Consider the following 23,835-nt stretch of genomic DNA (forward strand, 5'->3'; position numbering starts at 1 on the left):
TTGCCAGCGCTCAGGATTTCGACGTTATAATCGGCCGTCAGGGTCGCCGGCGAGCAAGCCGCGGCCAAAATCATTCACTTACGACGGAAGAGCAATGGTTAGAGTAATCGCCATATCCAACCCGCGCCTGGCGCTGGCCTTTGTCGACTATATGGCGACCCAGGGCATCCGGCTTGAGCTGCGCAACAGCGGCGAGGCGGCGGAAATCTGGCTGGCCGACGACGGTCACCTCGAGCAGGTGCAACACGAGCTGCAGCAGTTTCTGGCCGATCCGCTCAACCGCCGTTATCAGGCCGCCAGCTGGCAGACCGGCCATACCGACGCCGGCCTGCATTATCAGAGCGAATCCTACCTGCATACCCTGCGCAGCAAGGCCGGTCCGCTGACGCTCGGCGTGATGGTGCTGTGCATCGCGGTCTATATTCTGATGCAGGCGCTCGGCGACGATACCGTGATGTATTGGCTCTCCTGGCCGCAGGACAGCAGCCAATACACCCAGCTGTGGCGCTGGATCAGCCATGCGTTCCTGCATTTCTCCCTGCTGCATATCCTGTTTAACCTGATGTGGTGGTGGTATCTCGGCGGCCAGATGGAAAAACGCCTCGGCGCCGGCAAGCTGTTCGTGCTGGCGGTGGTGTCGGCCTTCTTCAGCGGCTGGGCGCAATCGCTGTTCAGCGGCGCGCTGTTTGGCGGGCTGTCGGGCGTGGTCTATGCGCTGATGGGCTATGTGTGGCTGTCGGGCGAACGGGCGCCGGAGCGCGGCCTGATGCTGCCGCGCGGCCTGATGGTGTTCTCGGTGTTGTGGCTGGTGGCCGGATATTTCGATATTTTAGGAATGTCGATCGCCAACGCGGCACACGTAGCCGGTTTAGTGTTAGGGTTATTGATGGCATTTTGGGATACGCGTCATCGCGCACACAACGAACAATAACAGCCGAGAGCTATGTCCAGCGGGCATAGCGGGCGTTTTAGGGGATTATCGTGAAGCAAACACAGCGTCATGACGCAATTATCGAGCTGGTGCGCCTGCAGGGTTACGTCAGCACGGAAGAGCTGGTCGAACATTTTGACGTCAGCCCGCAAACGATTCGCCGCGATTTGAATGACCTGGCCGACCAGAACAAGATCCAGCGTCACCACGGCGGCGCGGCGCTGCCTTCCAGCTCGGTCAACGCTGCCTATAACGATCGCAAGGTAATGTGGTCGGAAGAGAAGGCCCGCATCGCGCAGCGCGTCGCCAGCCAGATCCCGGACGGCGCCACGCTGTTCATCGATATCGGCACCACGCCGGAAGCGGTGGCCCATGCGCTGATGAACCACAAGAACCTGCGCGTGGTCACCAACAACCTTAACGTCGCCACCCTGTTGACCGCCAAGGAAGACTTCCGCCTGATCCTGGCCGGCGGCGAAGTGCGCACACGCGACGGCGGCATCATGGGCGAAGCCACCCTGGACTTCATCTCCCAATTCCGTCTCGATTACGGCATTCTCGGCATCAGCGGCATCGATATGGACGGCTCGCTGCTCGAATTCGACTATCACGAAGTGCGCACCAAACGCGCGATTATCGAAAATTCCCGCTGCGTGATGCTGGTCACCGATCATTCCAAATTCGGCCGCAACGCCATGGTCAACCTGGGCAACATGAACCTGATCGACTACCTGTTTACCGACCAACTGCCGCCGCCGAGCGTGATGAAAATCATCGAACAGTACGACGTGCAGCTGGAGTTGTGCTGATTCGGCCTTAACCTGCGGGGCGCGCCGCCGTCCCGTTTCATACCTTCAGGCTCCCCTCATCGACAGCCGTTTGCGCGCCCGCGCCATATCCATACTACTTGTGTGACTATCATCACCAAACTGTTACCTCTATCACGCCTAAATGTTTTTGTTTGGTTAACTCTTGGCTTGCCTGTTGGTTTTTGATTACAATCATGAGCGAAAACGAACATGAAAGAGCTATTTCGAACATCTGGAGGAAGATGACGTGGAAACCAAAGACTTGATCGTTATCGGTGGCGGCATCAACGGTGCCGGCATCGCGGCGGATGCTGCCGGGCGCGGGCTGTCGGTACTGCTACTGGAAGCGCAAGACTTGGCCTGTGCTACGTCTTCCGCCAGTTCCAAACTGATCCACGGTGGCCTGCGCTACCTGGAACACTACGAATTCCGTCTGGTGAGCGAAGCGCTGGCCGAACGTGAAGTGCTGCTGAAGCTGGCGCCGCACATCGCGTTCCCGATGCGTTTCCGCCTGCCGCACCAGCCGCACCTGCGTCCGGCCTGGATGATCCGTATCGGCCTGTTCCTGTACGATCACCTGGGCAAACGCACCAGCCTGCCGGGCAGCAAGGGTTTGCGCTTTGGACCAGAGTCGGTGCTGAAGCCCGAATTGAAGCGCGGTTTCGAATATTCCGACTGCTGGGTCGACGATGCTCGCCTGGTGGTGCTGAACGCGCAGGAAGTGGAAAAACGCGGCGGCGAAGTGCGCACCCGCACCAAAGTGACCCGCGCATGGCGTGAAAACGGCCTGTGGATGGTGGAAGCGGTCGATATCGACAGCGGCAAAACCTTCACCTGGCGCGCCAAAGGCCTGGTGAACGCCACCGGCCCGTGGGTGAAAAACTTCTTCGACGACGGCCTGAAGCTCAAATCGCCTTACGGCATCCGCCTGATCAAAGGCAGCCACATCGTGGTGCCGCGCGTGCACGATCAGCCGCAGTCTTACATTCTGCAGAACGAAGACCACCGCATCGTGTTCGTGATCCCGTGGAATGACGAGTTCTCCATCATCGGCACCACCGACGTGGAGTACAAAGGCGATCCGAAAGACGTGAAGATCGACGAGAACGAAATCGCTTATCTGCTGAAAGTGTACAACGATCACTTCAAGAAGCAGCTGGGCCGCGACGACATCGTCTGGACTTACTCCGGCGTGCGTCCGCTGTGCGACGACGAATCCGATTCACCGCAGGCGATCACCCGCGATTACACGCTGGACGTGCACGATGAGCAGGGCAAAGCGCCGCTGCTGTCGGTCTTCGGCGGCAAGCTGACCACCTACCGCAAGCTGGCCGAACATGCGATGGAAAAACTGGCCCACTACTACCCAGGCTGCGGCCCGGCGTGGACCAAAAACGCCACGCTGCCGGGCGGTGACATCGACGGCGATCGCGATGGCTACGCGGCCAAACTGCGCCGTGCGCACGGCTGGCTGCCGGAAGCCCTGGCGCGCCGCTATGCCCGCACCTACGGCAGCCAGAGCGAGCTGATCTTGGCCGGCGCCAACGGCCTCGCCGATCTGGGCGAAGATTTCGGCCACGGTCTGTATGAAGCCGAGCTGCGTTACCTGACCGAGAAAGAGTGGGTCGTAGAGCTGGACGACGCCATCTGGCGCCGCACCAAGCTGGGCATGTGGCTGGACGAGGCGCAGCAGGCGCGAGTGAAAGCCTGGCTGGCGGAACACGCGAAAACGAAAGCGCTGTCTCTGGCTTCCTGAGCCGCAGCGTAACGACAAAGGGCCGGTTATCCGGCCCTTTGCTTTTTTCCTCTCCCGTTTTACAGCTTCACCGGCTTTATGTGCCAAATTTCATCCGCGTATTCCTGAATGGTGCGATCGGATGAGAAGTAGCCCATATTGGCGATATTCAGCACCGCGCGCCGCGTCCACTCGTCCTGATTGAGATACACCTCGTCCACCTTGTCCTGCGTGTCCACATAGCTGCGGTAATCCGCCAACAGCTGATAGTGATCGCCGAGGTTGACCAGCGAGTCGAACAAATTGCCATAGCGTTTCGGCTCTTCCGGGCTGAACACCCCGGTGGCGATCTGCGTCAGCGCCTGATGCAGCTCCGGGTCTTGCTCATAGTACTGGCGCGGGTTGTAACCGTTGCGGCGCAGTTCCTCAACCTGCTCGGCGGTATTGCCGAAAATAAAGATATTCTCCTCCCCCACGTGCTCGCGCATCTCGACGTTGGCGCCGTCCAGCGTGCCGATGGTCAGCGCGCCGTTCAGCGCGAACTTCATGTTGCTGGTGCCCGAGGCCTCGGTGCCCGCCAGCGAGATCTGTTCCGACAGATCCGCCGCCGGGATGATGATCTGCGCCAGGCTGACGCCGTAGTTCGGAATGAACACCACCTTCAGTTGGGTATGCACGCGCGGATCGTTGTTGATCACTTTGGCCACGTCGTTGATCAGACGGATGATCTGCTTGGCGGCATAGTAGGCAGAGGCCGCCTTGCCGGCGAAGATCACCACCCGCGGCACGCGCTCGATGTCAGGGTCAGCCAGCAAACGGTTATACAGCGTGATGACGTGCAGCACGTTGAGCAGTTGCCGTTTGTACTCGTGGATACGCTTGATTTGCACATCGAACAACGCATCCGGGTTGACCACCACGTTGAGCGTTTTGGCGATATACAGCGCCAGCCGCTCCTTGTTCTGCCGTTTGGCGCGCTGCACCGCCTGCAGGAAGCTCGGGTAATCGACGTTGGCTTTGATCTCGCTCAGTTGGCTGAGATCGGTGCGCCAGGTTTGGCCGATGCAGTCGTCCAGCACCGCCGCCAGCGGCGGGTTGGCCAGCGCCAGCCAACGGCGCGGCGTCACCCCGTTGGTTTTGTTGCAGAAACGAGTCGGGAACAGCCGGGCGAAGTCGGCGAACAGCGACTGCACCATCAGTTCGGAATGCAGGGCGGAAACGCCGTTGACCTTGTGGCTGGCCACCACCGCCAGCCACGCCATGCGCACCCGGCGGCCGTTGGTTTCGTCGATGATCGAGACCCGCGCCAGCAGGTCGTTGTCGTCCGGCGCCACTTCCTGCACCATCTTGAGGAAGTGATCGTTGATTTCGAAAATCAGCTGCAGATGGCGCGGCAAGATGCGGCCTATCATGTCCAGCGGCCAGGTCTCCAGCGCCTCGCTCATCAGCGTGTGGTTGGTGTAAGAGAACACCTGCTCCACCACTTCCCAGGCGTCGAGCCACTTGAATTTGTGCTCGTCGATCAGCCGGTGCATCAGCTCGGGGATCGACAATACCGGGTGGGTGTCGTTGAGGTGAATGGCGATCTTGTCCGCCAGGTTGTCGAAGGTTTTGTGCATCAGCCAATGGCGGTTGAGAATATCCTGCACCGTGGCCGACACCAGGAAATACTCCTGCCGCAGCCGCAGCTCGCGCCCGGAGGAGGTCGAATCGTCCGGATAGAGCACGCGCGACACGTTCTCCGAGTGGTTTTTGTCTTCCACCGCCGCGAAGTAATCGCCCTGGTTGAACTTGCCGAGGTTGATCTCATTACTGGCCTGCGCGCCCCACAACCGCAGCGTATTGGTGGCGTCGGTGTCAAAACCGGGGATCACCTGATCGTAGGCGATGGCCACGACCTCTTCGGTCTCCAGCCAGCGCGCCTTGGCCCCCTCCTGCTGCACGCGGCCGCCGAAGCGCACCTTGTAGCGGGTGTTATGGCGCGGAAACTCCCACGGATTGCCGTACTCCAGCCAGTAGTCCGGCGACTCCATCTGTTGGCCGTTGACGATGTTCTGCTTGAACATGCCGTATTCATAGCGAATGCCGTAGCCGCGCCCCGGCAGCGCCAGCGTCGCCAGCGAGTCGAGGAAACAGGCCGCCAGCCGGCCCAGGCCGCCGTTACCAAGCCCGGGGTCGTTTTCTTCCTCCAGCAGCTCCGCCAGGTTCAGCCCCATCTCGTTCAGCGCGTTGTCGATGTCCTGATAGATGCCCATCGACAGCAGCGCGTTTGACAGGGTGCGGCCGATCAGGAACTCCATCGACAGGTAATACACCTGCCGCACGTCTTGAGACAGCTGGGCGCGGTTGGAACGCAGCCAGCGCTCCACCATGCGATCGCGCACCGCGAACAGCACGGCGTTCAGCCAATCGTGCCGGTTGGCGATGGCCGGATCCTTGCCGACGATAAACATCAGCTTATAGGCGATGGAGTGTTTCAGCGCTTCCACACTGACCGTAGGTGAGGTGTAACTAAACGGTGAAGTCATGGCTTTTTAATCCCTTGTGGGGAGCCCCGCCATTCGCCGCGGAATAGCGGGCTCCGCTGAACATGGACGCGGCACGCCGCGCCCCGACAATCTACCCTTACGGCTGCCCGCCGCGCGTCAACCCGAGACGCGAAACGCGGGCTACAAGCGTTGATAAAGCGATAAATACTCTTTCGCCGCCACCGGCCAGCCGAAGTCCACGCTCATGGCGTGGCGCTGAACGTGGCGCCAGTGTTTCGGCCGGCTCCACAGCACCATGGCGCGGCGGATGGCGTTGCCCAGCGCGACGGCGTCGCAATCGTCGAACACGAATCCGCTGGCGGTGCCGTCGGCCAGGTTCTCCAGCGCGCAGTCCACCACCGTGTCCGCCAGCCCGCCGGTGCGGCGCACCAGCGGCAGCGTGCCGTACTTCAGACCGTAGAGCTGCGTCAGACCGCAGGGCTCGAAGCGGCTCGGCACCAGAATAACGTCGGCGCCGCCGATGATGCGGTGGGAGAAGGATTCGTGATAACCGATCTGCACGCCGACCTGTTCAGGGTAGTCGGCGGCGGCGGCCAGAAACGCCTGTTGCAGCACCGCATCGCCGGCGCCCAGCAGCGCCAGCTGCCCGCCCTGCGCCAGCAGTTCAGGCAACGCCTGCAGCACCAGATCCAGGCCTTTTTGGCTGGTCAATCGGCTCACCACCGCGAACACCGGCAGCGATTCGTCCACCTTCAGCCCCATGGCCTTTTGCAGATGCAGCTTGTTTTTGACCTTGCTTTTCAGATCGTCGGCGTCATAGCGGGCGCTCAGCCGCGGGTCGTGGGCCGGATCCCAAATCTTGTCGTCCACCCCGTTGAGGATGCCGCTCAGCCTGCCCTGCCGCTGCCGCTCCTGTAGCAGCCCCTCCATGCCGTAGCCGAACTCCGGCCGGGTGATCTCGCGCGCATAGGTCGGGCTGACGGCGGTCACGTGGTCGGCATAAAACAGCCCGGCCTTGAGGAACGACATCTGGCCGTAGAACTCCAGGCCATAGACGTTGTAAAACGACGCCGGCAGCCACAGTTCGGTCACGTGATGGGCGGAAAACAGCCCTTGATAGGCCAGGTTATGCACCGTGAACACCGAACGCGCCGGGTGGCCGTTGGCGGCCAGATAGGCGCAGCTAAGACCGGCGTGCCAGTCGTGGGCATGCACCAACTGCGGCCGCCAGTAGCGATCCAGCCCCTTGGCCAGCTCGCAGGCCATCCAGCCCAGCAGCGCAAAGCGGCGGTGGTTGTCGGGGTAGGCGTACATAGACTGATCGTGGTACGGGCTGCCCGGCCGGTCATACAGCCAGGGCGCATCGATGAGATAGATGCCCACGCCATGGTAGGTGCCGTAACGCAGGCCAACCCGGCCGGCGAACGAGTCGATTTCCGCCACCAGCACGGTGTCGGGTATGCCGTTGCGTACGTCAGGGAAAGCGGGCAATAGCACCCGAACATCGGCGCCTTCGGCGATTTGCGCCGCCGGCAGCGCGCCAACCACGTCTGCGAGTCCGCCCGTTTTCAGCAGGGGGAACATTTCAGAACATACGTGTAAGACCTGCATTATCACTCCTGAAAGTCGGCCGAAGGCCTCTGGATAAGAAATAAAGCAGGCTTGCCGCTGTTATGTGTGCCGCGTTGCGCAAGCCATCGAACCGTTCATCGGGCGGCAGGCTATCGTTCTGCCCCCACGTTAACTCACAATTTTGACAACATTTCGCGCGTCACCAGCACGATGCCGCCTTCCGAGCGATAGAAACGCTTGCTGTCCTCATCGGCGTTTTCCCCGATCACCATGCCCTCCGGAATATGGCAGGCGCGGTCGATGATGCAGCGCCGCAGGCGGCAGGAACGGCCGACGTTCACGTCCGGCAACAATACGGTAGAGTCGATGGTGCAGAACGAGTTCACTCGCACGCGCGGGAACAGCACCGAATGCACCACCACCGACCCGGACACGATGCAACCGCCGGACACCAGCGAGTTCATGGTCATGCCATGGCTGCCGGAGCGATCCTGCACAAACTTGGCCGGCGGCAGCGGTTCCATGTGGGTGCGGATCGGCCAGGCGCGGTCGTACATGTCCAGCTCCGGCGTCACCGACGCCAGATCGAGATTGGCGCGCCAATAGGCGTCCAACGTGCCCACATCGCGCCAGTACGGCGGCAGATCGGGATTGGACGTCACGCAGGACAAGGTAAACGGATGCGCCCACGCCGCCTGCTGCGCGGTGATTTTCGGGATCAGATCCTTGCCGAAATCGTGGCTGGAGCCGGGGGTCGACATATCCTCTTGCAGCAGCTGGAACAGGTAGGCGGCATTAAAAATATAGATGCCCATGCTGGCCAGCGACATATCCGGGTTGCCCGGCATCGCCGGCGGATCGGCGGGCTTTTCCAGAAACTCGATGATACGGTCGCTTTCATCCACCTTCATCACGCCGAATTCGCCGGCTTCGCTGCGCGGCACCGGCAGGCAGGCCACGGTGCACTGAGCGCCCTTCTCGACGTGATCGATCAGCATGCGTGAATAATCCATCTTGTAGATGTGATCGCCCGCCAGGATCACCACGTATTCGGCCTCGTAGCGGCGGATGATATCCAGGTTCTGGTACACCGCGTCGGCGGTGCCCTTGTACCAATGCTCGGTGCTGAGGCGCTGCTGGGCCGGCAGCAGATCGACGAACTCGTTCATTTCCTCGTTGAGGAACGACCAGCCGCGTTGAATGTGCTGCACCAGCGTGTGCGACTGGTATTGGGTGATCACGCCGATGCGGCGGATGCCGGAGTTCAGGCAGTTCGACAAGGCGAAATCGATGATGCGGAATTTGCCGCCAAAGTGGACGGCGGGCTTGGCGCGGGTGGAGGTCAAATCTTTCAAACGTGAGCCGCGGCCGCCGGCCAGGATCAGCGCTACGGATTTAATCGGCAACTGGCGCGCCAACATCAGGGGGTCTTTATTTTCAAACCTAACCATAGCGGACTCCTTTTATTATTTCCGTACCAGTACGCAAAGCGAGCGCGCGGCCTGGTGCCAGGCGGGCAATACCGCCCGTGAGTCTTCCTGAGTGAAGGGAGCGACAACCTGCCAATCGCCTTCCGGCAATCTCATCTCCGTCGTTTGCGGCGTGGCGTTGACCAGCAACAGCCAGCGCTGCGACAGCAGGATCTGCATGAGCGGCTCGCCCCGCTCCCACTGCTGCGCGTCGAGCGGCTGGCCTTGCGCGTTCAGCCACTGCACGCTGCCGTCGTCCTGCTGCCACCAGCGGTCCTGCTGCAGTGCGGGGATCTGGCGGCGCAGCGCGATCAGCGCCGCGACGTAATCGGTCAGCGCATCGTCCGCCGTGGCCCAATCGAGCCAGGCGGTGGCGTTGTCCTGACAATAGGCATTGTTGTTCCCCTGCTGGCTGTGTCCCTGTTCATCGCCGGCCAGCAGCATCGGCGTACCCTGGGACAGCAACAGCGTGGCGAGCATCGCCCGCTGGCTGGCCCTGCGGCGTTGCACAATGGCGTCGTCGGCGACCAGGCCTTCGACGCCGTGGTTGTTGCTGAAATTGCGATCGCTGCCGTCGCGGTTGCCCTCGCCGTTCGGCTGATTGTGTTTCTCGTTGAAGCTGACCACGTCCTGCAGGGTAAACCCGTCATGGGCGGTCAGCATGTTGACGGTGGCGTAAGGCGCCCGCCCGCGCTGGTTGTACAGATCGCTGGAGGCGGCAAAACGCTGGGCGAACTGGCCGAGCGTAACGCCGCTCTGCAGCCAGAAACGGCGCATGTCGTCGCGGTAATGATCGTTCCATTCGGCGAAGCGGCCGGGAAATGCCCCCACCTGATAGCCGCCGGGGCCAATGTCCCAGGGTTCGGCGATCAGCTTGCAGCGCGACAGCAGATCGTCCGCCAGCATCGCCTGGAACAGCGGCGCATCGCGATCGAACCCCGGCGTGCGACCGAGCACGCTGCCCAGATCGAAGCGGAAGCCGTCGACGTGGCACTCCCGCACCCAAAAATGCAGGCAATCCATCACCCAGGCCACGCCCTGCGGCTGATCCAACCGCAGCGTGTTGCCGCAGCCGGTGTCGTTGACGTAGTCCCCTTCGGGCGTCAGCCAGTAGTAGCTCAGGTTATCGATGCCGCTCAGCGACAGCATCGGCCCGTCCCTGTCCAGCTCGGCGCTGTGGTTGAACACCACGTCAAGGATCACCTCGATGCCGGCTTGGTGCAGCGCCTTGACCGCATCGCGGAATTCGTTCAGCGGCGTGGCATCGGTGCTCAGGCTGGCGTAGCGGTTGTCCGGCGCATAGGGCGCCAGCACGTTATAGCCCCAATAGTTGATCAGCCCCAACCGCTGCAGGCGCGGTTCGGAGGTATGTTGCTGCACCGGCAACAGTTCCAGCGCGGTGATGCCGAGGCGTTTGAAGTGGGCGATCATCGCCGGGTGCCCCAATGCGGCGAAGCTGCCGCGCAGCGCCGGTGGGATCTGCGGGTGCAGCAGCGTCAGACCGCGCACGTGCGCTTCGTAAATCACCGTCTGCCCCCAGGGCGTGGCGGGCGGGCGATCGTCCTGCCAGTCGTACCGTTCGTCCACCACCACGCACTTCGGCATCAGCTCCGCGCTGTCGTGCGGGTCCGGCTGCTCGTAACCGCCGTGCAGGTGCGGGTGGTCCGCCACCGGCCCTTCCACCGCGCGCGCGGCCGGATCGAGCGCCAGTTTGTTGGGGTTAAAACGCTGCCCGTTCGCCGGGTCAAACGGGCCGTAGACCCGGTAACCGTAACGTTGCCCCGGCCTGCCGCCCGGTAAGTAGCCATGCCAGATATCGCCGCTGCGCGCCGGCAGCGGCAGGCGCACTTCGCGCTGCTGGCCGTCGAACAGGCACAACTCCACCCGCTCGGCATGCGCCGAGTACAGGGTAAAGTTGATGCCTTCGCCGTCGTACTGCGCGCCCAGCGGCGCGGCGAGGCCGGCTGTCAGCTCCGTCATGGCGCCTCCCGCAGCAGATAAATGGTCGCCAGCGGCGGCAACGTTACGCAGATGGAGAAGTCACGGCCGTGGCTGCCGACCGCTTCGGAAGAAACCCGCCCCTGATTGCCGGCATTGCTGCCGTGATAGTGGTGCGAATCGGTATTGAGGATCTCGCGGTAGTCACCGGCGCGCGAGAGGCCGATGCGGTAGCGGTAGCGCGGCACCGGGGTAAAGTTGCTGATGGCGATCAACTCATTGCCCTGCGAATCGTAGCGCGCGAAGGCGAACACCGAGTTGTCGTGATCGTCGACCACCAGCCATTCGAAGCCGTCCGGGCGGTAGTCGCGCTCGTACAGCGGCGCCTGCTGCCGGTAGCAGTGGTTCAGATCGCGCACCAGCCGCTGCACGCCGTTATGCCAGTTATCCAGCCCTTCCAGTAAATGCCAGTCAAGGCTGGTATCGAAATTCCACTCGCGCCCTTGCGCGAATTCGCAGCCCATAAACAGCAGCTTCTTGCCCGGATGCGCCCACATAAAGCCGTAATAGGCGCGCAGGTTGGCGAATTTCTGCCAGGCGTCGCCCGGCATACGGTCGAGGACCGATTTTTTGCCGTGCACCACTTCATCGTGCGAGATAGGCAACACGAAGTTCTCGGTATAGGCGTACAGCATGCCGAAGGTCATCTGGTTGTGGTGATACTTACGGTGCACCGGATCGCACTTCATGTAATTGAGCGTGTCGTGCATCCAGCCGAGGTTCCATTTGTAGTGGAACCCAAGGCCGTTGGCGTCCGGCGGCAGGGTGACGCCGGGATAGTCGGTGGATTCCTCCGCCAGCGTCACCGCGCCCGGCTGCGCCTGGCCGATAGTCTGGTTGGTATAACGCAGGAAGGCGATGGCCTCCAGATTCTCGTTGCCGCCGTAGTAATTCGGCACCCACTCGCCGTCGGCACGGCTGTAGTCGCGATAGATCATCGACGCCACCGCATCGACCCGCAGCGCGTCGATGCCGAAGCGCTCCAGCCAATACAGCGCGTTGCCCGCCAGGTAGTTGCGCACCTCGTGGCGACCGTAGTTGTAAATCAGCGTATTCCAGTCCTGATGGTAGCCCTCGCGCGGATCGGCGTATTCGTACAGCGCAGTGCCATCGAAATTCGCCAGGCCGTAGGCGTCGCTGGGGAAGTGCCCCGGCACCCAGTCGAGGATCACGTTGATGCCCGCCTCATGCGCCGCCGCCACAAACGCCCTGAAGTCGGCCGGCGTGCCGAAGCGCCGGGTCGGCGCATACAGCCCCAGCGGCTGGTAGCCCCAGCTGCCGTCGAACGGGTGCTCGTTGACCGGCAGCAGCTCGATATGGGTGAATCCCATGTCCTTCACATAGTCGATCAGCTGCACCGCCAGTTCACCGTAGCTGAGCCAAAAGTGGTTATCGGTGTGGCGGCGCCATGAGCCGAGATGCACCTCGTAGATGGCGATCGGCTGGTCAAAATCGTTGGCGCGGCGGCGCGCCGGCGTCGACGGCACCACCTCCGGCAGCGGCGCCACCAGCGAGGCGGTGTCCGGGCGCATCTGCGCCTCGAAGGCGTAAGGATCGGCTTTCAGCTGGGTATTGCCGTAGCAATCGACGATTTCATATTTGTACAGCTGGCCGGCCCGCACGCCGGGCAGGAACAGCTCCCAGATGCCGTTTTCACGCCGCAGACGCATCGGGTGGCGGCGGCCGTCCCAGAAGTTGAACTCCCCCACCACCGAGACGCGCTGGGCGTTGGGCGCCCAGACCGCAAAACTGACGCCGTCGATGCCATCCAGCGTAACTAGATGGGCGCCCAGCCGTTCATAGGGACGCAAATGCGTGCCCTCGGCCAATAGCCAACTGTCGATATCCTGCAGCAGCGGGCCAAACCGGTAGGGATCGTCGACGATCTGTTGATGATCGCGCCAGCTGACCTGCAGTTGATAGCGGAAAGGATTTTTTCGCCGCGGCACCACCGCGCTGAAGAAACCGCGCGGGTCGTCGCAGTTCAACTGCGCCAGCCGCCGGCCGGTCTGCTGTTCCACCAGCCAAACTTCGGTAGCATCGGGCAGCAGCGCGCGCACCTGCAGACCGTTATCGGTCGCATGCATGCCAAGCAGAGCAAAGGGGTCGGCGTAATGGCCGGAGATGATCTGATCAATCACGTCACGATCGGGAAGTACAGGCATAGTCTTCTTCCTTAGATTAACAGCATGATCTAAGCACGGCTTGTTGGTTATTCCTTGGCCGTTTTGGTCATCATGCAATGCATTCGGACTCTAAAGCGTGATTGCGGTCGGTTATTGACCAATCTTTACTCTGCCGACCTGAATTTCGCTCTTTATGCTTATTTTTTGAAATATTTCAGTCATGGTGAAAAAGTGTTCACCCCTGCGTTAAGCATAGCCAATGTCTGTTAAAAACTGCTCGGCATTGGTGAGGAAAATTCTTCATTAAGAAAACTGCCAGCCTGGCGGCATCTGCATGCGGCGGCCGACGAGAAGAGATGCGGGGTACAGCCCAATGAAACGAGGCTTGCGATAACGCTGCCCGACGCGGCGCGCAGCGAACAAAAAGGCGGAAAATAAGGCGTTAGGGGGCTGAAAGCGCTCAGCCCCCAGGAAGTGCGGGTTTACAGCAGGATGCGCAACATGCGTCGCAGCGGCTCGGCCGCGCCCCACAGCAGCTGGTCGCCCACGGTGAACGCCGATAGATACTCCGGCCCCATATTCAGCTTGCGCAGACGGCCGACCGGCGTATTCAGCGTGCCGGTCACCGCCGCCGGCGTCAGTTCGCGCATGGTCAGTTCGCGGTCGTTCGGGATCACGCGCACCCAGTCGTTGTGCGTCGCCAGCATCTGCTCGATTTCCGGCAGCGACACGTCTTTTTTCAGCTTCAGCGTGAACGCCTGGCTGTGGCAGCGCAGCGCGCCGACGCGCACGCACAGACCGTCGACCGGGATCACGCTGCCGGTATTCAGAATCTTGTTGGTTTCCGCCTGACCCTTCCACTCTTCACGGCTCTGGCCGTTGTCGAGCTGCTTGTCGATCCACGGGATCAGGCTGCCGGCCAGCGGGACGCCGAAGTTATCGGTCGGCAGTTTGCCGCTGCGCGTGGCTTCGGTCACCTTGCGCTCGATATCCAGGATGGCGGAAGCCGGATCCTGCAGCTCTTTCGCCACGTCGGCATGCAGCATGCCCATTTGGGTCAGCAGTTCGCGCATGTGGCGCGCGCCGCCGCCGGAGGCCGCCTGGTAGGTGGCGACCGACGCCCACTCCACCAGATCGTTGGCGAACAGGCCGCCGAGCGACATCAGCATCAGGCTGACGGTGCAGTTACCGCCGACGAAGGTTTTGATGCCTTTGTCCAGGCCCTGCTGAATCACCGCGTGGTTGACCGGATCCAGGATGATGATGGCGTCGTCCTGCATGCGCAGCGACGAGGCCGCGTCGATCCAGTAACCCTGCCAACCGCTGGCGCGCAGCTTAGGATAAACTTCGTTGGTATAATCGCCGCCCTGACAGGTAATAATGATATCGAGCGCGCTCAGCGCGTCGATGTCATACGCATCCTGCAGCGTGCCCTGCTGGCCGCCGAAGGCCGGCGCGGCGGAACCGTGCTGCGAGGTGGAGAAAAAGACCGGGCGAATGGCGTCGAAATCGCGCTCTTCCGTCATGCGTTGCATGAGAACCGAGCCGACCATTCCGCGCCAACCGATGAAACCAACGTTTTTCATAATATCTGTGTCCCGCCCGGATAAGGGCTTATGTAGGTGATAACGAGTTGTGTGCAATATCTCCTCACCTTACAAAATGTCGGCGCGGGCGCAAAGTGAATTTATTCGATGGCTGAGGATTTCTCAGCAATCCTTCTTATATACCCGTCGTCTTTCAAACTGCAGCGTTGTTACCTGCACGTAGTTACGTGGCCCATCCGTGGGCCACGCCCCAAGGGGCCGCTGCGAGCAGCGTTCAAATCTGCTCCCGGCAGATTTGTCATACCCCAGTCACTTACTTGAGTAAGCTCCTGGGGATGCGATCGCTGGGCGCCTAGCTGCAATTTGAAATCCATAGGGGATAGGCAAGGACGCGGCCGGAAAGGCCGAGGCGTTTTCCCGATCACGAGGTCACCATGACAGAGATGATTTCCGCTACGGTATTGCTGTTTTTAATTATGGATCCGCTGGGCAACCTGCCGATTTTCATGTCGGTACTCAAGCACCTGGAACCGCGCCGCCGCCGCGTGGTGTTGATTCGCGAGCTGCTGATCGCCCTGCTGCTGATGCTGATCTTTCTGTTCGCCGGCGAGAAAATTCTGGCGTTCCTCAACCTGCGCACCGAAACCGTCTCCATTTCCGGCGGCATCATCCTGTTTCTGATCGCCATCAAGATGATCTTTCCCTCGCAGGAGGGAAATAGCTCCGGGCTGTCCGCCGGCGAGGAGCCGTTCCTGGTGCCGCTGGCGATCCCGCTGGTGGCCGGGCCGTCGATTCTGGCTGCATTGATGCTGCTATCGCACCAATACCCGCATCAGTTGCCCCATCTGGTGGCGGCGCTGCTGATCGCCTGGGGTCTCTCTGCGGCCATTTTGCTGATGTCGAACCTGTTCCTGCGCCTGCTGGGCAGCAAAGGCGTCAGCGCGCTGGAGCGGTTGATGGGGCTGATTCTGGTGATGCTGTCGACCCAGATGTTCCTGGATGGCGTGCGGGCTTACATGAAGCTGTAGGCGCCTGGCGGCGCCGACAACGGTCCGCGCTTAGCGGGCGGTAACGCGGCGAATATGGGCGAGCGTATCGGCGACCACGCCGTCCAACGGCTGGTTGATGTCGATCGCTTGCACATCCGGTTCCTGCTCGCCCGGCTCTTCCAGCGTGGCGAACTGGGAAATCAACATCTGCGGCTTGAAGAAGTGGCCCTTGCGTTGCTTCAGACGCTCCTCGATCACCGACTGGTCGCCTTTCAGGTAGAGGAAATGCAGGTTGAGGTTGCCGTCGCGCAGGCGATCGCGATAGCTTTTCTTCAGCGCCGAGCACACCAGCAGCGACACGTCGTTGGTGCGCTGCATGGCGAAGATGGCGTCGTTCAGGGCCGCCAGCCACGGAGCGCGATCGTTGTCGTCCAACGCATGCCCGGAGGACATTTTGATGATGTTGGCGCGCGGGTGCAGGTAGTCACCATCCAGCATGGCGGCGTTGGCCTCGTGGGCGACGGCGCTGGCCACGGCGGATTTGCCGCTGCCGGAAACGCCCATCAAAACAAATACGTGATTCTGCGGATTACTCATTGTGTCATGCCCTTATGGGAACTGGCGCGAGCGCGCCAAATGCGCCCCAACTGATAAAGATACTCTGGAACGCCGACGCCCCGCAGGGCGCCGGATAAAGATTATACGACCGTCGCCAGCAACAGACAGCCCACCAGGCCACACACCGAGATAATGGTTTCCAACACCGACCAGGATTTGATGGTTTCCATGATGCTCAGGTTGAAGTACTCCTTGAACAGCCAGAAGCCCGGATCGTTGACGTGCGAGAAGATGACGCTGCCGGAACCGACCGCAATCACCATCAGCTCGGGGCTGACGCCGGTGGTGGCGATCAGCGGCGCGACGATGCCGCCGGCGGTGATCGCCGCCACGGTGGCGGAACCCAGCGCCAGACGCAGCGCGGCGGCGATTGACCAGGCCATCAGGATCGGCGAAACGTTGCTGCCTTCCATCAGGCCGGCGATGTACTGTTCGACGCCGCTGTCCACCAGCACCTGCTTGAAGGCGCCGCCGCCGCCGATGATCAACAGCATCATGGCGATGATTTTAATCGAGTCAGTGATGGTGCCCATCACTTCATCCATGGTGCGCCCGCGGTTCAGGCCGAAGGTGAAGATGGCGATCAGCACGGCGATCAGGGTCGCCATCACCGGGTCGCCGAAGAACTCGGCGAAGCGCAGCAGGCTGTGGCCCTTCGGCAGCACCATTTCAGCGACCGCGCGCAGCGCCATCAGGATCACCGGCACCAGCGACGTGGCAACGCTGACGCCAAAGCTCGGCATCTCCGCGTCGGTAAAGGTTTTCGGGTTGTACAGGCCTTCCGGCACCGGCTTGTCAATGCCTTTCAGGAAGCGGGCATAGACCGGGCCGGCCAGGATCACCGTCGGGATCGCCAGCAGCGTGCCGTACAGCAGGGTTTTACCCATGTCGGCATGGAAGATGGTGGCGATGGCGGTCGGGCCTGGGTGCGGCGGCAGGAAGCCGTGAGTCACCGACAACGCGGCGGCCATCGGCACGCCGACGTACAGCAGCGGAATGCGCGCGGAGGCGGCGATGGTGAACACCAGCGGCAGCAACAGCACGAAGCCCACTTCGTAGAACAGCGCGAAGCCGACGGTGAAGCCGGTCAGCACCACCGCCCATTGAATGTGTTTTCTGCCGAACTTGTCGATCAGCGTGGTGGCGATGCGCTGTGCGCCGCCGCAGTCCGCCAGCAGCTTGCCGAGCATGGCGCCGAAGCCCATGATCAGCGCCAGGCTGCCCAGCGTGCCGCCCACGCCGGCCTTGATGGAGCCGATGACCTTATCGACCGGCATACCCTGTGCAATCCCGACCGCCAGGGCAACCAGAACCAGAGAGATAAAGCCGTTCAGCTTGAAGCGGATCATCAGCAGCAGCAGCAGCGCTACGCCGCCTGCAACAATCACTAATGGCATAGTTTTTCTCCAACCTTTTATCGCGACTCTCTTTACGATAGGCGTAAAGCGTGCGGTTGTTTTATTTTTAGGCTCTTTCCCGGTGTTTAAGAAGAGCTGTAGGTGTTGTTGAGTCAGAGGTTCAGTCTTGCAGCAAGATGACCGCGCTCATGTTGTTACCGGTATCATGATACCGGTAACAACATGAGCGCCGGAACCGGGTAACCGGCTAAAATTCGCGTTCTGGGACAGAGATCAAACTTATGTCGGCAACGAGCTGCGGGCTTACAGGCGGGATAACCAGCGCGCCTCAGGGCGCGCTGCAAAAAGAAAGGGTGTTAAAACAGAACGTTAAAATGGCTCAGATACTGCCGCCGGGGATCACGGTGAAACCGACGTCCACCATGCGCGGGCACACCGTTTCGCCGCGCAGCCGGGCCAGCAAGCGCTCTGCGCCGATCTGCCCCATGCGTTCACGCGGCGTCAGCACGCTGGCCAGCTTCGGCACCATCACCTGGCCGATGTCATGGCCGTGGAAGCCAGCGATCGCCATCTCCTGCGGGATCGACAGCCCCTGCCGCTGGCATTCGAAGGCCGCGCCGATCGCCAGGTCATCGTTGGTGCAGAAGATACTGTCGATCTGCGGATAGTCACGCTGCGCCTGGCGCAACAGCTCCCCGCCGGCGGAATAAGAGGAAGAACGCGCGGTCATGATACTGTACGGCTCCAGGCCGGATTCACGCATCGCCTGCTCATACCCCTGCTGCTTGATAATAGTACGCTCATCCTGGCGAGCGCCGAAATAGACTACGTGACGGTGGCCGTGCGCGATGATCTGCTGGGTCATCTGGCGCGCCGCCTCGAAGTTGTTGAAGCCCACCGCCAGATCGATGCACGGCGAGACGCAGTCCATCAGTTCCACCACCGGAATGCCCGCCACCTCGATCATCTTCAGGGTGCGCGGTGTATGGTGGCGCTCGGACAGGATCAGGCCGTCGATATTGTAAGAAAGCAGCGAAGTCAGACGCTCTTCTTCACGCTCCGGCAGGTAACCATAGTGCGCCAGCATGGTCTGGTAGTTGTGCGCGTCGGTGACGCTTTCGATGCCGCGCAGCACTTCGGCGAACACCTGGTTGGTCAGCGACGGCAACAGCACGCCAATCGCCCGGCTGGTGGCGTTGGAGAGGATGTCCGGCGCGCGGTTGGGGATGTAGCCCAGCTCATCCAGCGCGACGGCGATTTTTTGCTGCAGGGCGACGGAAACCTGGTCGGGATTGCGCAGATAACGGCTCACCGTCATCTTGGTCACGCCCACCTTGTCCGCCACATCCTGGAGTACCGGCCGTTTTTTCTTCATTATCAATGAACTGACTAACCATGAATGGGCAGTCATTTTAGCAAAAAAAACGGCGGGCCGATATTGTCGGTTATGCGACGGCCAACGCAAAAAGGGCTCACACCGTGAGCCCTTGATATTTACCGCTTAATCACACTGGCGGCAGATCGAACAGCAGGATTTCGCTCTCTTCGTCGGCCTGGATCGTCAGCGCCGATTCATCCCACACCGCGAACGCGTCGCTGATGCCGGCGGTCTGGCCGTTGACCGAGACCTTGCCGCGCACCACCTGGATCCAAACGCGACGGCCGGCGGCGATCGGGCATTCCCCCTGCTCGCCTTTATTCAGCGCCCAACGCGACAGCGTCATGTCCTGGAACACCTTCAGCGAGCCGTCACGCGCATCCGGCGACAGCACCAGCTGACGGCCCTGCGGCGCGTCGAACATGCGCTGCTCATAGCGTGGCTCCAGCCCGACCTGATCCGGGATGATCCAAATCTGGTACAGGTGCAACGGGCGATCCTGATTGGCATTGTACTCGGAGTGACGCACCCCGGTGCCCGCACTCATGATCTGGAATTCGCCGGCCTGGATCTGCTCCTTGTTGCCCATGCTGTCCTGGTGTTCCACCGTGCCGCTCAGCACGTAGGTCAGGATTTCCATGTCTTTATGCGGGTGAGTACCGAAACCCTGCCCTGCGTCGATCACATCTTCGTTGATCACTCGCAGCGCCGAGAACCCCATAAAGTTCGGATCGTAATAATCGGCAAATGAGAAGGTGTGCCAGCTATCCAGCCAGCCATGATTGGCGTGGCCGCGGTCTTCCGCTTTACGTACATAAATCATTTTCAACTCTCCTCAATGTTTTTTTACAGTCTAGTCCTGCCAGCAGAATAAGAAAGCGTAAAAAACTCATGCCTCTGTTCAAAAATTTCGATGGAATGAAACAGCGAATGGGCAGCGGATTTGTTGAAAACGGAACCGGCTGAAAAAGGGCAAAAAAAAAAGCCAGCACCCGAGCTGGCTAAGTAAACACTGGAAGCAATGTGAGCAATGTCGTGCCTTCGCAGCGAGAGTATCAAGGGTTGATGCCCTCCCCGGAACGCATCGCAATAATAATCATTATCATTCGCACCTGTAAAGCGTTTTTTTTGACCCGTTGAAATAATATTGACTCAAGGCAGTAAACGGATAAATTCAGAGGTTATTCAACCGGTAAGCAAAAGGAGCAGCGAGATGAGCGAGATCGCGATACGCCACGTGGAAACATCGGATGCGCAGGCCCTGCATCATCTTTATTCTCAGATGCCCGTCTACCGCGATACGCTGCACCTACCGCTACCGACAGTCGACCTGTGGCATAAACGCCTCGCCAATCCCGAACCGGGCACGCATAACCTGGCAGCCTTCGTTGACGGACAGCTTGTCGGTCAGTTAGCCGTGATGCTGAATCAGCGCGTGCGCCGCCGCCACGTGGCCACTTTCGGCATCGGCGTCGATCCGCGCTACCACGGTAAAGGCGTCGGCAGCCGCCTGATGCAGGCGATGATCGACCTGTGCGACAACTGGGCGGCCATCGAGCGCATCGAACTGACGGTGTTTACCGACAACCCGGCGGCCATCGCGCTGTATCGCAAGTTCGGTTTTGAGATTGAAGGCACCAGCCGCGCTTTCGCCATGCGCGACGGCGTGCTGGTCGATGCCTACCATATGGCGCGTTTTCGCTCCGGGCAGCCGCGCGCCGATGCGTGATATCATCCCCCCGCAGGGGCCGCTGCGCCGGCCCCTGAATATCAACCGCCGAACCTTTTTACACGCGCTGGCCGGCCTGACCGCCGCCGGCATGTTCCCCCCCTTCACCCCATTAGGTGCCGCTATGCCAACTTCCGCCGCCGGGCGCCCTGGCGCCCGCAACCTGATTACCGATGTACCCGGCCTGAAGGTCGGCGTGGCGCAGGACAGCCGGGTGCGCACCGGCGCGACGGTGATCCTGCCGAACGGCCCGGCGATTGCCGCCGTGGACGTGCGCGGCGGCGGCCCCGCCACCCGTGAAACCGACGCGCTGGGTGAGGACAATTTGGTACAGACCATCGATGCGCTGACGTTCAGCGGCGGTTCGGTATACGGCCTGGCGGCGGCGGACGGCGTCGCGGCCTGGCTCGGGCTACAAGGCAGAGGCTATGCGCTGCGGCCGGCTCCCGGCGTGCCGGTCTCACCTATCGTGCCCACCGCCTGCCTGTACGACCTGGCCAACGGCGGCGATAAAAACTGGCAGCTCACGCCGCCGTATCGCCAACTGGGCATCGACGCGGTCGGCAAGGCCGGCCTGGACTTTCCGCTGGGCACCGTCGGCGCCGGCTACGGCGCCATGACCGGCATGGGCAAGCTGAAAGGCGGGCTCGGTTCGGCATCGATCGTTGCCGCCAATGGCGCTACCGTCGGCGCACTGGTGGCGGTCAACAGCCTAGGTGCGGTGGTAGCGCCCGGCACCCGCGCCTTCTGGGCGACGCCCTATGAAATCGATGGTGAATTCGGCAACGGCGGCGCGGCGGCTCTGGCGCAGCTGCGCGCGCAGGGCGAAGACGGGATGGTGCGAGAGCCGCAGGGCGGCAGAAAGAACACCACCCTGGCCTGCATCGCCACCGACCTGGCGCTGACGCGGGTGGAGTTGAAACGGGTGGCCATCATGGCGCAAGACGGCATGGCGCGCGCCATCCGCCCGCTACACAGCCCATTTGACGGCGACGTGGTGTTCGCCCTGTCCACCGGGCAGCGCGAGGTGCAGGGCAGCCGTGAACTGGCGGTGCTGCAGATCGGCGCGCTGGCGGCGGACACCCTCGCTCGGGCGATCGCCCGTGGCGTATACGCCGCCACCCCGTGGCCGGGCAGCCAGGTCACAACCTGGCAAACGCTCGGCGGCTAACGCGCCGCCATCAAAAAAGGGGCGCCGGCGGCGCCCCTCGATCTCTATTGCCCCTCGCCGCCTAAATGCCGGCGGTTTCCCGAATATAACGGCGCGCCTTCACCGCATACTCGAACGGGTTGGCCAGCGCCGGGTCCTGCTCGGCCTCCACCACCATCCACCCTTTGTAACCGCGCTCGTCCAGCAGCTTGAACACCGGTCTGAAATCGATCACGCCATCACCCGGCACGGTGAAGGTGCCCTTCTTCACGCCATCGAGGAAACTCAGCTTGTTGGCCTTCACTTCCGCCACCACCTCATCGCGCACGTCCTTCAGGTGGACATGGTTGATGCGCGGCAGATACTTCTCCAGGATCGCCATCATCGCCTGTTGGCTGCCTTCCGAATAGTAGGCGTGGCCGGTATCGAACAGCAGATAAACGTCGTCGTTGACCATGCTCATGTAGCGATCGATTTCGGCCGTGGTCTGAATGCCGGTGCCCATGTGGTGGTGCAGGCACACCTGCATGCCTTTATCGGCGGCGATCTTCGCCAACTCGTTGTAACCGTCGGCCACCCGCCGCCACTCTTCATCGCTGAAATACGGCTTCTCTTCGAACACGCCTTTGGTGGTGCCCTGAATGCTCTTGCTCTGCTCGGAGCAGCCAATCACCCTGGCGCCCATGGCATGCAGGAAATTCATGTGGTTGATAAATTCATCAATGGTTTTGTCTTTCTGGCCGTCGGCGAAAAAGGTGCTGAACCAGGCGTTGCAGATCTGGATGCCGCGAATATCCAGCATCGGTTTCAGCACCGCCGGATCGCGCGGGTATTTGCTGCCCACTTCGCTGCCGGTGAAACCGGCCAGCGCCATTTCACTAACGCACTGCTGGAAGGTGTTTTCCTTGCCCAGATCGGGCATGTCGTCGTTGGTCCAGCCGATCGGCGCAATGGCCAATTTCACGTTGTCTTTATTCATGGTTTGCCTCGGTCCTTGCAGGGCCGCCGGTACAAACGCCGCCGGCGAGCCGAATCAGATTATTTGCCCAACAGCTCTCTTTCGATGCGTTCTCTGGTCGCCACCGCCTGGCTCGGCATCTTTTCCGGGTAGCCGAACAGCGAGGTGCAGATGATCGATTCGCCGCCGACCTTGAAGCTGCGGTTGGCAAATTCCATATCGCGCAGCGTCTGGAACAGGGCGTCGAAATTCACCTCGCCTTCGCCGATGCCGACGTGCTGGTGCACCGCGGCGTCAACGCCCGGCGGGTTGACGATATAACGGCAATGCTTGGTGTGATTCATGGTGTCGGCGATCAGCACGTGGGACAGATCGTCTCCGGCGTACTGCAGCATGCCGGCTACGTCACCCTGCCCCTTGTCGTAGTAGAAGGTGTGCGGCACGCTGTAGAGGTATTTGACGTGGTCGCTGCGCAGCGACTTCACCAGATCGGCGGTTTCGTTGCTCAGCTCGCAGAAGTCCCACGGGTGCGACTGGATCTCCATACGAATACCCTCGCGCTCAACGATCGGCAGCAGCTCCTCCATCGAGCGATACCACAGCTCCTCGCAGATCTCCGGTTCGTTGGGATTGCCGGCCAGTTCGGTGTTGATCACCTGCACGCCCATTTCCACCGCAATTTCGATCATCCGCCGCCAGTTTTTGACCGCCGCCTGGCGGCGATCTTCCCCCGGACCGGACCAGCGATACACCACGATAAATGAGGAGATCTCCACGCCGGTCGCTTTCAGGGCATTTTTATACTCCGCCATGATTTCGCGGCTGGCCTTCGGATGTTTGTAAAACGGGTTGATCTGCGGGTGCGGCGACTGCTCGATGTATTTGTAGCCCCAGTCCGCCACCTGCTGAACCATTTTGGTGACGCCCAAATCCCGGATAACGTCGACATCAAAAGCGATCTTCATGGTCACTCCTCTAC

18 protein-coding genes are annotated in these 23,835 nt (G+C 61.3%); 6 read left to right on the forward strand and 12 right to left on the reverse strand.

Annotated features, from left to right (window positions below; translation table 11 throughout):
• Positions 1–94: 94 nt before the first annotated feature.
• The 3 genes from glpG to glpD all read left to right on the forward strand — a co-directional run bounded on the left by glpG (position 95) and on the right by glpD (position 3,496).
• Entirely contained in the window at positions 95–931 is an 837-nt protein-coding gene (glpG, locus tag ACJ8PL_RS23915) for a rhomboid family intramembrane serine protease GlpG (protein WP_016930391.1), read from the forward strand.
• A gap of 50 nt (positions 932–981) precedes the next feature.
• The gene (locus ACJ8PL_RS23920; RefSeq protein WP_004930797.1) at positions 982–1,740 is read left to right on the forward strand and encodes a DeoR/GlpR family transcriptional regulator; all 759 of its coding nucleotides are present in this window, start codon (positions 982–984) and stop codon (positions 1,738–1,740) included.
• A gap of 247 nt (positions 1,741–1,987) precedes the next feature.
• Entirely contained in the window at positions 1,988–3,496 is a 1,509-nt protein-coding gene (gene glpD, locus ACJ8PL_RS23925) for a glycerol-3-phosphate dehydrogenase (RefSeq protein WP_004930801.1), read from the forward strand.
• A 59-nt stretch (positions 3,497–3,555) separates the two neighbouring features.
• Here the strand turns inward: glpD and glgP are convergent, their stop codons facing one another.
• From glgP to asd, 6 genes are all read right to left on the reverse strand, one after another.
• Complete coding sequence (gene glgP / locus ACJ8PL_RS23930; RefSeq protein ID WP_004930804.1) at positions 3,556–6,003, reverse strand: glycogen phosphorylase; 2,448 nt, start codon at positions 6,001–6,003, stop codon at positions 3,556–3,558.
• 141 nt (positions 6,004–6,144) lie between these two features.
• Positions 6,145–7,575, reverse strand: coding sequence for a glycogen synthase GlgA (gene glgA, locus ACJ8PL_RS23935; protein ID WP_004930807.1), 1,431 nt, complete (start codon positions 7,573–7,575; stop codon positions 6,145–6,147).
• 134 nt (positions 7,576–7,709) lie between these two features.
• Positions 7,710–8,987: a glucose-1-phosphate adenylyltransferase gene (glgC, locus tag ACJ8PL_RS23940; RefSeq protein WP_016930394.1), complete on the reverse strand. Its 1,278-nt coding sequence runs from the start codon at positions 8,985–8,987 to the stop codon at positions 7,710–7,712.
• A gap of 15 nt (positions 8,988–9,002) precedes the next feature.
• On the reverse strand, positions 9,003–10,985 hold the full coding sequence (gene glgX, locus ACJ8PL_RS23945) for a glycogen debranching protein GlgX (RefSeq protein ID WP_442531429.1): 1,983 nt from the start codon (positions 10,983–10,985) through the stop codon (positions 9,003–9,005).
• On the reverse strand, positions 10,982–13,168 hold the full coding sequence (gene glgB / locus ACJ8PL_RS23950; protein WP_123867969.1) for a 1,4-alpha-glucan branching enzyme: 2,187 nt from the start codon (positions 13,166–13,168) through the stop codon (positions 10,982–10,984). Before glgB ends, glgX begins: the two co-directional genes overlap by 4 nt.
• Before the next feature lie 443 nt (positions 13,169–13,611).
• Positions 13,612–14,715 carry an aspartate-semialdehyde dehydrogenase gene (gene asd / locus ACJ8PL_RS23955; protein WP_016930397.1) on the reverse strand — a complete coding sequence of 368 codons (1,104 nt, stop codon included), beginning with the start codon at positions 14,713–14,715 and terminating at the stop codon, positions 13,612–13,614.
• 395 nt (positions 14,716–15,110) lie between these two features.
• On the opposite strand from asd, the gene ACJ8PL_RS23960 reads away from it, so the two are divergent.
• Positions 15,111–15,704 carry a YhgN family NAAT transporter gene (locus tag ACJ8PL_RS23960; protein WP_025159894.1) on the forward strand — a complete coding sequence of 198 codons (594 nt, stop codon included), beginning with the start codon at positions 15,111–15,113 and terminating at the stop codon, positions 15,702–15,704.
• 30 nt (positions 15,705–15,734) lie between these two features.
• Here the strand turns inward: ACJ8PL_RS23960 and gntK are convergent, their stop codons facing one another.
• From gntK to ACJ8PL_RS23980, 4 genes are all read right to left on the reverse strand, one after another.
• On the reverse strand, positions 15,735–16,262 hold the full coding sequence (gene gntK / locus ACJ8PL_RS23965) for a gluconokinase (RefSeq protein ID WP_033639197.1): 528 nt from the start codon (positions 16,260–16,262) through the stop codon (positions 15,735–15,737).
• 101 nt (positions 16,263–16,363) lie between these two features.
• Positions 16,364–17,680: a gluconate transporter gene (gntT, locus tag ACJ8PL_RS23970; protein WP_016930400.1), complete on the reverse strand. Its 1,317-nt coding sequence runs from the start codon at positions 17,678–17,680 to the stop codon at positions 16,364–16,366.
• A gap of 340 nt (positions 17,681–18,020) precedes the next feature.
• The gene (gene gntR / locus ACJ8PL_RS23975) at positions 18,021–19,016 is read right to left on the reverse strand and encodes a gluconate operon transcriptional repressor GntR (RefSeq protein ID WP_033639195.1); all 996 of its coding nucleotides are present in this window, start codon (positions 19,014–19,016) and stop codon (positions 18,021–18,023) included.
• Between the two features lie 130 nt (positions 19,017–19,146).
• Positions 19,147–19,842 (reverse strand): pirin family protein, encoded by a 696-nt coding sequence (locus ACJ8PL_RS23980; RefSeq protein WP_004930835.1) that lies wholly within the window; start codon positions 19,840–19,842, stop codon positions 19,147–19,149.
• A 390-nt stretch (positions 19,843–20,232) separates the two neighbouring features.
• Here ACJ8PL_RS23980 and ACJ8PL_RS23985 point away from each other — a divergent pair, with 390 nt between their 5' ends.
• Positions 20,233–20,748, forward strand: coding sequence for a GNAT family N-acetyltransferase (locus ACJ8PL_RS23985; protein WP_049300445.1), 516 nt, complete (start codon positions 20,233–20,235; stop codon positions 20,746–20,748).
• Positions 20,741–21,919: a P1 family peptidase gene (locus tag ACJ8PL_RS23990; protein WP_442531430.1), complete on the forward strand. Its 1,179-nt coding sequence runs from the start codon at positions 20,741–20,743 to the stop codon at positions 21,917–21,919. The genes ACJ8PL_RS23985 and ACJ8PL_RS23990 overlap by 8 nt, the downstream gene beginning before the upstream one ends.
• 61 nt (positions 21,920–21,980) lie before the next feature.
• On the opposite strand, the gene iolE is transcribed toward ACJ8PL_RS23990, so the two are convergent.
• Together iolE and ACJ8PL_RS24000 are read right to left on the reverse strand one after the other, a co-directional pair.
• Positions 21,981–22,877, reverse strand: coding sequence for a myo-inosose-2 dehydratase (iolE, locus tag ACJ8PL_RS23995; protein ID WP_016930404.1), 897 nt, complete (start codon positions 22,875–22,877; stop codon positions 21,981–21,983).
• Positions 22,878–22,936: 59 nt separating this feature from the next.
• Positions 22,937–23,821, reverse strand: a complete 885-nt coding sequence (locus ACJ8PL_RS24000; RefSeq protein ID WP_004930845.1) for a sugar phosphate isomerase/epimerase family protein — start codon at positions 23,819–23,821, stop codon at positions 22,937–22,939.
• Positions 23,822–23,835 lie beyond the last annotated feature (14 nt).

The sequence above is a fragment of the Serratia sp. CY83965 genome, assembly GCF_052166375.1.
GTDB classification, from domain to species: domain Bacteria; phylum Pseudomonadota; class Gammaproteobacteria; order Enterobacterales; family Enterobacteriaceae; genus Serratia; species Serratia marcescens.

What these genes read in the sequence shown, in the direction of transcription:
- iolE (WP_016930404.1), bottom strand. Translation starts at nt 22,877, where the DNA reads ATGAATAAAGACAACGTGAAATTGGCCATTGCGCCGATCGGCTGGACC.
- ACJ8PL_RS23985 (WP_049300445.1), top strand. Translation starts at nt 20,233, where the DNA reads ATGAGCGAGATCGCGATACGCCACGTGGAAACATCGGATGCGCAGGCC.
- glgC (WP_016930394.1), bottom strand. Translation starts at nt 8,987, where the DNA reads ATGGTTAGGTTTGAAAATAAAGACCCCCTGATGTTGGCGCGCCAGTTG.
- glgP (WP_004930804.1), bottom strand. Translation starts at nt 6,003, where the DNA reads ATGACTTCACCGTTTAGTTACACCTCACCTACGGTCAGTGTGGAAGCG.
- glgB (WP_123867969.1), bottom strand. Translation starts at nt 13,168, where the DNA reads ATGCCTGTACTTCCCGATCGTGACGTGATTGATCAGATCATCTCCGGC.
- ACJ8PL_RS24000 (WP_004930845.1), bottom strand. Translation starts at nt 23,821, where the DNA reads ATGAAGATCGCTTTTGATGTCGACGTTATCCGGGATTTGGGCGTCACC.
- glpG (WP_016930391.1), top strand. Translation starts at nt 95, where the DNA reads ATGGTTAGAGTAATCGCCATATCCAACCCGCGCCTGGCGCTGGCCTTT.
- gntT (WP_016930400.1), bottom strand. Translation starts at nt 17,680, where the DNA reads ATGCCATTAGTGATTGTTGCAGGCGGCGTAGCGCTGCTGCTGCTGCTG.
- glgX (WP_442531429.1), bottom strand. Translation starts at nt 10,985, where the DNA reads ATGACGGAGCTGACAGCCGGCCTCGCCGCGCCGCTGGGCGCGCAGTAC.
- gntR (WP_033639195.1), bottom strand. Translation starts at nt 19,016, where the DNA reads ATGAAGAAAAAACGGCCGGTACTCCAGGATGTGGCGGACAAGGTGGGC.
- asd (WP_016930397.1), bottom strand. Translation starts at nt 14,715, where the DNA reads ATGAAAAACGTTGGTTTCATCGGTTGGCGCGGAATGGTCGGCTCGGTT.
- gntK (WP_033639197.1), bottom strand. Translation starts at nt 16,262, where the DNA reads ATGAGTAATCCGCAGAATCACGTATTTGTTTTGATGGGCGTTTCCGGC.
- glgA (WP_004930807.1), bottom strand. Translation starts at nt 7,575, where the DNA reads ATGCAGGTCTTACACGTATGTTCTGAAATGTTCCCCCTGCTGAAAACG.
- ACJ8PL_RS23990 (WP_442531430.1), top strand. Translation starts at nt 20,741, where the DNA reads ATGCGTGATATCATCCCCCCGCAGGGGCCGCTGCGCCGGCCCCTGAAT.
- ACJ8PL_RS23960 (WP_025159894.1), top strand. Translation starts at nt 15,111, where the DNA reads ATGACAGAGATGATTTCCGCTACGGTATTGCTGTTTTTAATTATGGAT.
- ACJ8PL_RS23980 (WP_004930835.1), bottom strand. Translation starts at nt 19,842, where the DNA reads ATGATTTATGTACGTAAAGCGGAAGACCGCGGCCACGCCAATCATGGC.